Annotated in this window: 13 protein-coding genes; 7 read left to right on the top strand and 6 right to left on the bottom strand. The window is 44.7% G+C overall.

Features of this window, described 5'->3' with window-relative positions; translation table 11 throughout:
• Positions 1 to 219 precede the first annotated feature (219 nt).
• Positions 220 to 645: a DUF3010 family protein gene (locus tag AACR09_RS18440; protein ID WP_010432976.1), complete on the top strand. Its 426-nt coding sequence runs from the start codon at positions 220 to 222 to the stop codon at positions 643 to 645.
• A gap of 106 nt (positions 646 to 751) precedes the next feature.
• Here the strand turns inward: AACR09_RS18440 and AACR09_RS18435 are convergent, their stop codons facing one another.
• Positions 752 to 1,651, bottom strand: a complete 900-nt coding sequence (locus tag AACR09_RS18435) for a DMT family transporter (RefSeq protein ID WP_102547583.1) — start codon at positions 1,649 to 1,651, stop codon at positions 752 to 754.
• 124 nt (positions 1,652 to 1,775) lie between these two features.
• Here AACR09_RS18435 and AACR09_RS18430 point away from each other — a divergent pair, with 124 nt between their 5' ends.
• The gene (locus tag AACR09_RS18430) at positions 1,776 to 3,203 is read left to right on the top strand and encodes an aminotransferase-like domain-containing protein (RefSeq protein ID WP_193835529.1); all 1,428 of its coding nucleotides are present in this window, start codon (positions 1,776 to 1,778) and stop codon (positions 3,201 to 3,203) included.
• Positions 3,204 to 3,294: 91 nt separating this feature from the next.
• Here AACR09_RS18430 and AACR09_RS18425 read toward each other — a convergent pair whose 3' ends face one another.
• The 3 genes from AACR09_RS18425 to AACR09_RS18415 all read right to left on the bottom strand — a co-directional run bounded on the left by AACR09_RS18425 (position 3,295) and on the right by AACR09_RS18415 (position 6,355).
• A complete protein-coding gene (locus AACR09_RS18425; RefSeq protein WP_004732957.1) occupies positions 3,295 to 3,843 on the bottom strand; it encodes a carboxymuconolactone decarboxylase family protein in 549 nt (182 codons plus the stop codon).
• Positions 3,844 to 4,173: 330 nt separating this feature from the next.
• Positions 4,174 to 5,142, bottom strand: coding sequence for an HTH-type transcriptional regulator YidZ (gene yidZ, locus AACR09_RS18420; protein WP_004732954.1), 969 nt, complete (start codon positions 5,140 to 5,142; stop codon positions 4,174 to 4,176).
• On the bottom strand, positions 5,117 to 6,355 hold the full coding sequence (locus AACR09_RS18415; RefSeq protein ID WP_193835528.1) for an MFS transporter: 1,239 nt from the start codon (positions 6,353 to 6,355) through the stop codon (positions 5,117 to 5,119). The genes yidZ and AACR09_RS18415 overlap by 26 nt, the downstream gene beginning before the upstream one ends.
• 480 nt (positions 6,356 to 6,835) lie before the next feature.
• Here AACR09_RS18415 and AACR09_RS18410 point away from each other — a divergent pair, with 480 nt between their 5' ends.
• Complete coding sequence (locus AACR09_RS18410; RefSeq protein ID WP_193835556.1) at positions 6,836 to 7,999, top strand: amino acid permease; 1,164 nt, start codon at positions 6,836 to 6,838, stop codon at positions 7,997 to 7,999.
• Between the two features lie 156 nt (positions 8,000 to 8,155).
• Here AACR09_RS18410 and AACR09_RS18405 read toward each other — a convergent pair whose 3' ends face one another.
• Positions 8,156 to 8,593, bottom strand: coding sequence for a MarR family winged helix-turn-helix transcriptional regulator (locus AACR09_RS18405; protein ID WP_017088301.1), 438 nt, complete (start codon positions 8,591 to 8,593; stop codon positions 8,156 to 8,158).
• Between the two features lie 128 nt (positions 8,594 to 8,721).
• On the opposite strand from AACR09_RS18405, the gene AACR09_RS18400 reads away from it, so the two are divergent.
• The 4 genes from AACR09_RS18400 (at position 8,722) to AACR09_RS18385 (ending at position 12,062) form a co-directional block, all read left to right on the top strand.
• Entirely contained in the window at positions 8,722 to 9,144 is a 423-nt protein-coding gene (locus AACR09_RS18400; RefSeq protein WP_108180855.1) for an organic hydroperoxide resistance protein, read from the top strand.
• 285 nt (positions 9,145 to 9,429) lie between these two features.
• Positions 9,430 to 9,738, top strand: a complete 309-nt coding sequence (locus tag AACR09_RS18395) for an ArsR/SmtB family transcription factor (protein WP_004732945.1) — start codon at positions 9,430 to 9,432, stop codon at positions 9,736 to 9,738.
• Positions 9,739 to 9,926: 188 nt separating this feature from the next.
• Positions 9,927 to 11,267: an aldehyde dehydrogenase family protein gene (locus AACR09_RS18390; protein WP_193835555.1), complete on the top strand. Its 1,341-nt coding sequence runs from the start codon at positions 9,927 to 9,929 to the stop codon at positions 11,265 to 11,267.
• Positions 11,268 to 11,282: 15 nt separating this feature from the next.
• Positions 11,283 to 12,062: an oxidoreductase gene (locus AACR09_RS18385; RefSeq protein WP_193835554.1), complete on the top strand. Its 780-nt coding sequence runs from the start codon at positions 11,283 to 11,285 to the stop codon at positions 12,060 to 12,062.
• Between the two features lie 92 nt (positions 12,063 to 12,154).
• Here the strand turns inward: AACR09_RS18385 and AACR09_RS18380 are convergent.
• Positions 12,155 to 12,685, bottom strand: a 531-nt coding sequence (locus AACR09_RS18380) for a methyl-accepting chemotaxis protein (RefSeq protein ID WP_228010754.1), incomplete at its 5' end; no start/stop codon positions are given.

The raw sequence follows: 12,685 nt of genomic DNA, 5'->3' as shown, positions 1-12,685 counted from the left end.
ATATACAGTATCAATATAAAAGCTAGCTAAAAGTTTGTGAACCTAGTCGCATAGAAAACGTTACCCTTGAATCGACTGTCTATTATTCAACCAAAGGTCAACTTTAAAAAGTAGAGCCAAAGACGTTTTTGCACTTATTTACCACAGACATGCTCAAATACTGGAGAAGTAATGGAAATAGCACCATAATGTACGGCTCAAAAGTAAATAGGTATGAACATGAAAATTTGTGGTGTTGAAATCAAAGGTAACGATGCTGTCATCTGTCTTCTTTCTCTGTCAGATGGTGTATTTAATATCCCTGATTGCCGAGTTTCAAAGGTTGCGATTAGCGACGCAAACGACACGCAGAATATGAAAGACTTTCAATTCTCTTTTGCAAAGTTAATGGAAGATTACCAAGTAGACAAAGTTGTGATTCGTCAACGCCAAACTAAAGGCAAATTTGCTGGCGGTGGCTTTGGTTTCAAACTAGAAGCAGCAATTCAACTGATCGACGGCCTAGACGTAACCGTTGTATCACCGGCTGACATCAAGGAGAGCCTTAAGCGCAACCCTCTTATGATGAAGTTCAAAGAAACTGGCCTTAAGCAATACCAAGAAGCACCGTTTACAACGGCTTACGCTTGTTTAATGCAGCGCTAATCAATAGTCGCTAGCCAATATTTGATACAGAAAGAGCCTGAACATTCAGGCTCTTTTTTGTTTCTATCACTCGGCTTTAAACCCAGTTAGTTTTGATGAAATACGCTTACCGCTCTAACGCTGTTCGCCTGCGAGCCTTAATCCATTCTGGCTTCCTCACCACCAAATAAACCGCGGCGGCAGACAAGGCGAAGCCCATTGCACCATAGATGTCGAACGACTCACCAAAAATAAGCCAGGCTTGAATTGCTGTCGTCGGTGGCACCAAGTAAAACACCGACGCCACACTTGAAGATGCACCGTGCTCTACCATGTAAAGCAGCAAAAGGATGGCAACACAAGACAGAACCACCACCAGCCAGGTTAGAGTCAACGTGAATTCTACAGTCCAGTTCACTTGCATCGTTTCGTAACGCATTGCGAACGGTAGAAACAGCGCAGCAGAAGCCAAGTATTGCACCATCGCACCGCCGACCATATCTGTCCCCTGACAGAAGCGCTTCTGATACAAAGTGCCGCAGGTAATACCCACCAAAGAAACCAAACACAATAATGTTGCCAAGCCTTTTTGGTCGTCTGACTGCCATTCAATATTGCCCATCAACACCAAGCTAATACCCGCAAAACCGAGCGCTAATCCTAGCCATTGTGCGAAGTTAAACCGCTGTGAAGTACAGCTGATCATAATCAAGGCAGTCAGAATCGGTTGTAAGCCAACCAGTAGAGAACTTAACCCGGCAGGCATACCCATATCAATCGCCAGATAGGTGCCACCAAGATAAAAACCATGAATCAAGATGCCAACCACACAAGCGTGGAAGAATGCGCGACCACGAGGGATACGACGCTTAAGGATTGCAATCAAAACCAAGAACAGCGCTACGTTGGCCACCATCCTCAGTGAGAGTAACGTTGCGGGTTCGGCATATTCCACACCAAGACGTGCGCCAACAAAGCCTGACGACCACAATATTACAAACACGAACGGAATCATTTTAATCAGCATTACAAACCTCTGGTCAACTCTTCATCAATGCTGTTACCTTAGTTGGGTACAGATAACTAATAAAGACACAGATATAACACTTTAAATGGTTACAGATTGAGAGTGAGCAACGAGGGAGAAAAACGTGGAAGCAGAACTCAGCGGCAATAAATATCTTGCTACCGAACAACATATTAAGGCTCAAATTGATAAAGGGCTCTTTCACCCAGACGATCGTCTTCCCTCAATCCGTCAACTAAGCGAACAGCTTGGCGTGAGTAAAAATACCGTGATTCGCGCCTATCAAGAACTCGAAGCAACGGGTTGGGTTTACTCGGTACCTAAATCTGGCTATCGCGTGAAAGCGCCCAATACCACCAGCTGGGATTCATCGAGCCAACCTCAAAAAGTGGACCTCTTATCTGTCACCAAATCGGTACTCTCTCGCCCGAAAGGTCGTCTGAAACTGTTGGCAGGCTCCGCGCACCCGAACATCAACAATTCTGCGATTCGTAGCTTGTATGCCGAGATTGGCCGCCACAGTCGATTACAAACTCAGCTTCCCGGTTATTACCAATTACCCCCCGGCGACGAGCAATTAGTAAAGCAATTGTTAAAGATCACCCATGATCTTGGTGTGCCTGCGGGATCGAAAGAGATTGCGATTACTCATGGTGCTCAACAGGCTATCAGTTTGGCTTTACGTGCGCTCACCAAGCCCGGCGACATCGTGGCGGTCGAGTCGCCCTGTTATTTCGGTAATCTACTTTTACTTGAATCACTTGGCTTGCAAGCTCTTGAAATCCCAAGCAGCGTTAGCCACGGTATTGATATCCCATCACTACAGAGTGCGTTGGAAAAATGGAAAGTGAAAACCTTACTACTAACGCCAAACTTTACTAATCCAACGGGATCACGGATGCCATTGGCGAATCGAAAAGCATTTCTGGAGATCACCGGATCTTTACCAATTATCGAAGACGATGTGTTCGGTAGCTTGGCATTCGATACACCAATCGCTAGTCTCAAAGAACTTGATGATCAAGATAGAGTTATATACGTCAACTCACTGTCTAAAACCCTAGATTCACGCTTACGAATCGGTTGGTTACTGTCGGGTCGCTACCAACCTTTGGTCGAAAAGTACCTTTTATGCGACAACATGGGCAGTTCAAACCTGATGCAATCCGCGGTGGGTCAATTCCTCACCACAGGCAAATACCGCAGTCACATTTCGAAAATGAAACGACTCTACCAAACCAACCAAAAGCAGTTTCAAAGCTTGTTAATACAAGCATTGGATAGCTATCCTCATCTTGAAGGGCGTTATCATTTATCGAAGCCAGAAGGCTCTTTTTTAAACTGGATAACGTTGCCAGAGTCGGTCGATAGTTATGCCGTCTACCAAGATTGTTTAAAGCATAAATTGGGAATTTTACCCGGTACTGTGTTTGGGACGAATGACCAATATAAACACTGCTTGCGCTTCACTGTCGCCAATATTGAAGAGAGCAAAGAGTGGAAAGAAGGGGTTGTGACATTAGCGAAGATAATCGCTAAACATACACCTTAACCAGATTAGGCCCACATAGCCCAAACAACAAAGCCCTACTCAACTGAGCGGGGCTTTCATCATTATCAGGTTTTGATTTGGTTAACGGTAATTAACCTTGCCAAGCGAACTGTTCAAATACTTTGTCTACTGGCGTTTTGGCAACGCGGTTTACGTAGTTGCTGATCACTTTCTGAGACAAGCCAAGAATCACTTCTAACACCTGTTGCTGACCATAGCCCGCTTCGAAAAATGCTGCCATTTCGCTTTCAGGTACATTACCGCGGTTGCGTACCATGCTCAGCGTAAAGTCATGCAGTGCTTGCAGCTTTTCAGTGGGTAGAGCCGTGCGATTACGAAGTGCTTCGGTGATTGCAGGATCAACCTTCATTGAATGTGCGATACCTGTGTGCGCAGGAACGCAGTAGTGGCATTCGTGTTCAACGTTGATGGTTTGCCAAACAACCGTTAGCTCTTCAGCATCGAAAGATGAGTCACTAAACGCCTGGTGAAGCTGAGTGTAAGCCTTAAGTGTGTTTGGAGATTCAGCCAATACACCAAATAAGCCCGGTACTCTGCCCATTTGCTTTTTAGCACCTTCAAGAATAGGTTGGCTTTGCTCTGGCGCTGATTCTACTGAATGAATTTTGAAGTTGCTCATTGTTTTATCCCTATCAATTTATGATTCTAAAGTTATTCAATCACGGAGCAATTAATGACTGTTCTCCGTTGGTGTGAAAACAATATAGATCAAATTAGAACGATCGTTCAACTATTATTTTGAACATTCGTTCAATTTCAGTCTATTTATCGAATCAACAATTAAGAAAAACCGATTTTATTTTGAGGGGCCAACCCTAACCACATGATTAAAAATAGAAAACCCGCCAGGCATCAACTGGCGGGCTCGCTTATAAGTCTGCATTCTTATTTCAATCAACGATCGATGCTAATGGCACAAGCCTTCAGAACATCTAATCTCATCACAAGGTTAGACACTTTTCCCTTCAAATTGGTAAAGCTCTCTGAGCGTGTCTTTTAACCATAGAACGATCGGATTGTAGGCATTGCGTTTGTGCCAAATCATGGTGAACGGGATCAGCAGCTTTTTGACATTTTCTTCATCTAAAGGGATGGGTAGACAAGTAAGATTGGGGTGGAGTTGTTCAACGTAACGTCGACAGTAATTCGGCGCAACGGTAGTCATGGTGTGATTCGATTGAGCGGTCATAAATAACGACTGCTCAAAACCAGCTAAAGTCAGTACGATATTTCGGTCTAGTTGTAGGTCAGTAAGCACTTCATCTAGCGCCCATGTTTCACTTTTCTCCCACACAATATTGATGTGGGGGTATTTAAGGAAAGCCTCTAGATTCCACTCTTCTTTCAAGGCAGGATGATCTTTTCTCAAATACACAACCGGCAAGTCGTGAAACAGAACCTCGAAGTCGATGAAATAAGGTAGTGAGTCTAGAGATTCTTTCGAACGCGGATGGCTTTCTCTCCCTGAAAATCCAATATCCGATTCGCCACGTACGATGGAATCTATCGAATCGTAGTCCCAGTTACGCATTTTGATTTTCGCGTTGGGGTAACGTTGAGACACGCTTTGCGTCAACTCGTTAAGCATGATCAGAGATAAAGGAGACTCTGCCTCTAGATTCAAACGCACATCTTTTGGCGCTTCGTCACCACGAGTCGTCAGTATTTGGCTTCCAATCTGCAGCCAGTCTTGAAGATCTTTTACCATGCTCAGTGCAAGTGGCGTTGGCGTTAATCCCCTTGGCGTTTTCACAAACAAAGGATCATCAAACCAATCTCTAAGCTTGGTGAGTGATTTACTCACCGTAGAAGGCGTGACGTTCAGCTTTTTCGCAGCTTTTGAAACACTCTGCTCCTGCAGCAGCAATTGCAGAGTGAACAACAGGTTCAGATCAAGACGGGCTAGTGGCTTCTTCATAATCACTTTTAACTTGAGAGGGACCTACCCATAGTATTAGAGCAATACTGATAACTCCACCAACAGCTAATATAAATGCCAACATATTCAATGCACTTAGTCCAATAATGCCCATAAACCAGATAAACAATGCCGACGTACATATTTGAGAAACACCAAGAATCGAACTAGCCACACCTGCCCGCTGCGAATAACTGCTCAATGCTTGGCTCATCGCGACACCAAAGCCTAACGAGAATCCGCCACACACGAAAGCGAAGCCTATTAATGTCACGTAATGTCCTAATCCACCATCCATCGAGGCTATTAGCAAAATAGCAGCCACAATGAAGCACGTTTGAGAGGTCAGCATTAAGCTTTTCTGCTTAAACACATTCAATGCAAATGGGGCTGAAAATGACACCAACATGCTCACCAAGGCGGTTAATGCCATGGTGTAAGAGTACTGACCTCTATCGAAGCCAAGCTCTGTCATAATCAACAGTGGAGAGACATTCACATAAGTGAGAATTGTGGTCACGCCGAAACTGGTCATGATCACTCGGCTAATAAACAACGGCTCTTTAAACGTTTCGATTGAAGTCGAATGAAGGGTTACAGGTTTCTCAGGTAAGCGCGATTTCTCAGAGAGAGAGGCTTTGGCTAACCCATTATCTTTGATGTTGAGCTTAGTCTCTTTTAGCACCAACACAGACAATAAGCACACCACTACACCCATGCCCGCCATGGTCGTGAACAAACTCGGCCATGGGTAAACAGTCATGATTAGATGACCAATCACAGGCGCGAGTACCGGAACGATGCAAGTTATGCCATTTAACATCGACAGCACCTTGGCACGCCTTTTATCGTCTAAGACATCTCGTAAGATAGCGAACGCCACCACATAGCAAGATCCAGCACCAACACCTTGGAAAAAACGCACGATAAGAAACGGCTCAGCACTGTTCACAACCCCGCCCAAGGTCGACGAGAGAGTAAAAACAATTGCACCGAAAATGGCAACGGGCTTCCTCCCTACGCTATCGGCAAATTTACCCGCGAACAACATAGTCGTTGCCATACCGGCCAGATAGATAGAAAAAGCGGCATGGAGCTGAGCCTCAGAAGCATTTAAGTCCGCGGCGATTTGAGGTAACCCAACCAAATACAGATCAATAGCCGTTGGATACAAAAGCACAAGTGCGAAACTACAAAATAGAAAACGATACATAACACCCCCACATAATTGGTGTGAGGATAATAAGAGCGAAATGCAAAACTACCGAGTGGCATCTACGACAACAGGTCTTTCCATTTACGACAAACCCCCATGCTCTCTCAAGAAGTCTATTGATTGGGGCTCATCAAATGAGCTGTGCTAGATATAAAAATCCGACAGAGATTCACTAAATAAGCAAGATTTGGACTGAGTTTTTCTGAAATAAAGGCATATCTTAATCAGAGGTGCAGTGCGGGTTATTGAACGTCGATTAATTTACAAAGGTTATAAAAAGGCTAAAACAATTCACCTGCCGAACACCTGATTCATCCAACCATACCCCTCACAAATTGCTTCGTGATTTTTTTAGAGAAATTCAAAATTTATTAGAAATTAACCCCTAACTTTACTGAGTAATTTGTTAGTCTTGGCAACAAATATTTACAATCCAACTAAAAATTATTTGGATACTTCGAGGTTATTTTCTTGAATATGAAATTATTCGGCAGTTCCCTAATCCTTTCAGGGACTGCATTAGGTGCAGGCATGCTGGCCATTCCGATGGTATTGGCCCAATTTGGCTTCATGATCAGCTCAGTGCTGATGCTACTTATCTTTATCGGCACCACTTACTCTGCACTCCTACTGGCAGAAGCGTGTACCAAAACTAAAGACAACAGTGGCATGAGCAGTGTTGCTTACCTAACTCTAGGCAGCAAAGGTAAACACTTTATCAATGCACTCTTTTACCTGCTACTGGTATGCATGCTGATCGCTTATATCTTAGGTGTTGGCGACATCATTCATAAGCTATTGCTCGATGTGGGAATAGACATCTCTGCATCCGTTGCTTATACCGTTTTCAGCCTATTGATGGGTGTGATTGTGGTGGCGGGTAAATCGTATATCGACAAATTGAATCGCGGTTTATTCATAATGATGGTGGTGATGCTCTTTATCGTTATCGCCTCTTTATTTAGCAATATTCGCCTTGATTACCTGACTCAAGCCAGCAAATACACGGCTAATGATGTAGTACAGTACAGCGCAGTTATCTTTACCAGTTTTGCCTCTATGGTAGTTATCCCGTCACTGGTTATCTACAACCGAGAAGCGACTCAAAAACAGATCCGCAATATGATTCTGCTAGGCTCGGTGATTCCACTAATCTGCTACCTAACTTGGTTGTTTGCGATTATCGGTAACCTTGGCACAGACGCGATCAGTCAGTTCCACAATATCTCTGAGTTGATCTCTGCGTTCAGCGGCCAATCTGCTTGGTTGAAAGTGGTGATTGCTCTGTTCTCTGCTCTGGCCTTGGTGACTTCTTTCCTCGGTGTGTCGATGGCGCTTTACGACCAAAACAAAGATGCCGTCACCAACAACAAAGCGTTGGCTTATGCGTTGACCTTCATCTTACCTTTGGCATTAGCAGAGCTGTTCGCTAGCCAGTTTGTCAGCATGCTGGATTACGCAGGGATGGTATTGGTGTTCCTAGCTATCTGGGGACCACTTGCAATGGTAGTTAAGGTTCGTAGACCTGACTTCCCTCACCTACAAACCGAAGGCAGCTATACTGCAGCCGGTGGCGACACGGCACTAATGGCAACATTCGGCTTTGGTGCGTTGATTTTCGTATCTTGGTTTATGGGATAAATCCCAATTGAATACACTATCTGCTGCCATTTGAACGACGGCAGATACAAAAAGCCCGTTAACCTTACTCGAATTAGCAATCGCAACTAATTAACAGTAGGACTAACGGGCTTTTTCGCTTTCTTATTATCATTACCGAGAGCTAAAAGGGCTTTCTCACTTGGTTAAGTTACCAAGCAATTGCTCACACTGGTCTTTTAGCGATTTAAGCTCATCTTCATTCATCTTAGAAAGACACAGCATTTCAACCGGAACGGTCTGCGCTTGCTCTTTGAGCTCTACCCCTGCAGGTGTCAACGTGATAACTCGAACTCGCTCATCTTCAATACTGCGAGTTCTAAGCACGTAACCTTTCACTTCCAAACGCTTGAGTAGTGGCGTCAACGTACCTGAATCTAAATGCGTTTTTGCGCCTAGCGCTTTGACATTTATCTCTTTTTCTTCCCAAAGCACCATCATCACAATGTATTGCAAGTAAGTAAGATCAAGTGCTTTCAGCAAAGGTTGATACGCTCTACTCATTGCATTCGATGCACTATACAGCGCGAAACACACCTGATTATCCAGCTTTAGATAGTCATCTTGGTCGCTCATGATCGCCTCACCAATAATTTAAATTGTGCACAATATACTTGCGCGCTCAAATTTTATCAATTAAGCTAGCTTCAAAATTAAGTTGCGCACAACTTAATTGCACAAAATCATAATTAAGGACTAAAACAATGACAACACTCTACACAACTTCTGCAACAGCAACGGCGGGTCGTAACGGCCAAGTTTCTACTGATGACAATCTGCTTTCAGTGGCGTTGAGCTACCCTAAAGAAATGGGCGGAACAGGTGAAGCAACAAACCCTGAGCAACTGTTTGCTGCGGGCTACTCTGCGTGTTTCTCAAATGCTCTACTTCACGTTGCGAAAGAGATGAAAATCAAAATCGCATCGGCGCCAACCACTGCAACAGTCGGTATCGGACCAAATGAAAACGGTGGCTTTGCTTTAACTGTTGCTCTATCGATTGAACTGGATCTAGAGCAAGAACAAGCTGTGACGCTTGTGAAAACGGCGCACCAAGTTTGCCCTTACTCAAACGCGGTTCGTGGCAACATTGATGTGAAATTGTCGGTTAACGGACAAGTGCTTTAGTCTCAAAGTTAAACCAGAAAGATACGCTTATAGAGATGTCAGTAGACGCCTAAAATTGAGCCTTATCCCTAAGTTACTTTGCTTTGAGCGAGTAACTTGGGGATTGTTCATTAGTTAATAGCGAACAAGCTTTACCAAAACAAATCGATACTCAGATCCCGCAACGTCGGATTGGCAGACACCGTAACGCCAGATTGGCAGACACCGAAAATAGATATCGACATATTGCGATATCTTAGTTTCAAGGGTATATTTCATTTAAATCGGAAATAGCAGTCAAACACCATGTCAGACGTGAACGAAATTTTAAAATCCATCAACAACCCGGTACGCAGAGATATTCTTCATTGGCTTAAGTCGCCTCAAGAGCACTTTAACTTAGAGAAACAACTCGTTGATACCGATGTTGAGGGGGTATGCGTTAGCATTATTCAGGAGAAGAGTGGCTTATCTCAATCTACCGTTTCTTCTTACCTCTCGAACCTGCAGCGTGCGAAGTTAGTGACATCAAAACGCATTGGCTCGTGGACTTACTACAAGCGTAATGACGAATACATCGAGAAATTCCTGAAAGCGCTGTCTGATTCCCTTTAGTTGAAAAGAACAAAAATCAACAGAACAGCAGTTAGATAGCAAGATGAAAACTGGATGGAATCACGCCATCCTTTATGACGAATATCATTTTTAAAAATCAACACATCGAGATTTTTAGATATCTAGTTATCGCACTATTCAATAATAATGATGATGCCGATACTAAAAATGCAGCGGAGCCGACAAACATGAACAAGTCTATTCAATCCTTTGACCCAAGTAATGGTGAACTCCTTGGCGAGGTAAACCAAACTTCGGCTGAAGAAGTAACTCAAACCATCCACAAAGCAAAAGCAGCACAAAAAGCATGGCGCAAACTTTCGATGAACGAGCGAGTGCTGACCATTATCAAAGCCTATCAACAACTTGATAAGTACGAAGAGTCCCTCTCACAGTTGCTTGCTCGTGAAATGGGTAAAGACATTCGCCGTGCGACCGGAGAAGCAACCGGTGCGATCTACATGGGTCAGCACTATGCAGAAGATGCTCAGCGTGCACTCAACACTCGAAAATTATCCGGCTCAACAGAACTTCAATATCGTCCACTAGGTGTTGTCGGAGTTATATCTCCTTGGAACTACCCGGTGATGATGGCAAACAACCTCATTGTGCCAGCACTGGTCGCCGGCAATAGCGTGATTCTAAAACCTTCAGAAGAGACCCCTCTCATCGCTGAAGCATTCTTTGGTGAACTGCAAAAGTACTTACCAGAGAATGTCTTGACCGTGATGCAAGGTGATGGTGAAACAGGCAAAGCATTAGTCGAAGGCGACATCCAAATGATCGCGTTCACTGGCTCAAAAGCAATAGGCCAAGACATCATGCGACGTGCCGCGAGCAAGGTAAAACGCTTGGTCATGGAACTAGGTGGCAAAGACCCAATGATTGTGATGCGTGATGCCAACCTAGAGCAGGCCGCTCGCTTTGCCGTCGCAGGCAGCTTTGAGAACTCAGGGCAAATGTGTACTTCGATTGAACGTATTTATGTTGATGATCGTATCGCTGAAAAATTTGAACAACGTGTCACCGAGATCGCCAACATGTACCAGATTGGCCCGTGGGATATGCCGAACGTCAATATCGGACCAATCATCAACGCGACACAACATGGCAAGATTGTCGACCAGCTAAAAGACGCAAAACAGAAAGGAGCCACTTTTCTTTTAGGCGGTTCTGAGCAACCCGAGCGTTATATCCGCCCTACAGTAATCACCGGAATGACAGCAGAAATGAAACTGGAAACAGAAGAAACTTTCGGTCCAGTTGTCTCGATCAGTCGCTATTCCGACATTGAAGGTGCGATTGAGCGAGCCAACGCCAGTGAGTACGGCCTAGGTGCTGTGGTCTTTGGAAACCAAGGCGTCAATGACGTTGCTGACGAACTTGATGCTGGCATGGTTGGCATTAATCAAGGACAAGGCGGCAGTGGTGATGCTCCATGGGTTGGTGCGAAACAGAGTGGCCTTGGTTACCACGGCTCGGTTGACGGGCACCGTCAGTTTGCACAAGTAAAAGTGGTTTCAAGATAGAGATAGAGGTTGATGATGAATAACAATGAGAATTTTTATGTCGTTCGACGCGAGTCAGGTACCCAGCGCAGTGACCTTCCTGTTTGGGCACCAAAATCTGCAAACCCATTTGCACTTGATAAGAACGTTAACGCGGTATCACGCGTTGAAGTAGACAAGGTTCCCGGTGCTTTCCAGTTGCGAGATGTGCTGCTTCCCGAAGAAGTTCAGCGCATACTGGATGAAGCCAACAAGCTTGGATTTACGGAAGATGCTGCCGTGTCTCTACCAAGAGAAGTTCGCCATAATCAGAATCTCAACTTGATCGCAGATACTGAAACTCTCGACGTTATTTGGAAGCGTTGCCAAGATCAATTCATCGATAAGTACAATCACTTTGCTGGTGTAAAACCTCTAGGCATTAACGGTCGTTTCCGCTTTTATCGTTACGATAAAGGGGATTTCTTTAAGATGCACACCGATGGATCATGGCCTGGCAGTCAGGTGGTGAATGAACAGTTAGTCGATGACGCATTTGGTGACCGCTGGAGCATGTACACCTTCTTGATTCTATTGAGTGATGACTTCGTTGGTGGCGAAACCCAATTTATGGTTAACCGTAATGACCCGAGTAAGCCTGCTCGTCGTCAAGGGCATCATCAGGAGAACGCGAATATAGAATCGGTTAGAACACCAAGCGGCAGCGTGCTTTGTTTTCCTCACGGTACGCACCCCGCCCATTGTATTCACGGTTCTGCGCCGATGCTTTCTGGGACGAAATACATTATTCGCACAGATGTACTATTCGAGCTCTAAGCGACTCTACTGGTCGTTTCAACTCTTAAAAAAATGTCCCGCACTAGGCGGGACATTTTTATATAAGATAGAAAGCTTCTAGCTCTGAGCCGCTAACTTTTAAACGTATTCGAAAGCTCTTTCAGTGATGTTGCCAGTTCAGCTTGCTCTTTAGCTGTTGCGGCAATTTGCGTTGCACCCGTCGTAGATTCTGTCGACTTCTGTTCGACTGCCACAACGTTCTGAGCGATATCCTGAGTGACGACCGCTTGCTCTTCGGTCGCAGTTGCGATCTGCTCTGTCATGCTGAATATTTCGCTCACAGCACCTGAAATATCTTGCAGCGTCTGCTCTACTCCTCGTGAATCTTCAACCGCTCTTGAAGACATCTTCTTGCTGTTATCAATCACGTTAAACGCGGTTTGCACGTCTGATTGTAGAGAGCTAATGAAGCCTTCAATTTCCAAAGTAGACTCTTGAGTACGTTGTGCCAGAGTACGAACTTCATCGGCAACGACGGCAAAGCCACGACCTTGTTCACCTGCACGAGCCGCTTCGATCGCCGCGTTTAGTGCGAGTAAGTTGGTTTGGTCAGCAACCGACTTAATCACATCAATCACGCTGTTAATGTTATTGCTACTTTC

Origin of the sequence: Vibrio sp. OPT20 (assembly GCF_963889365.1) — a bacterium.
GTDB classification, from domain to species: Bacteria; Pseudomonadota; Gammaproteobacteria; order Enterobacterales; family Vibrionaceae; genus Vibrio; species Vibrio splendidus.
This window is presented reverse-complemented; position numbering and strand designations above follow the sequence as displayed.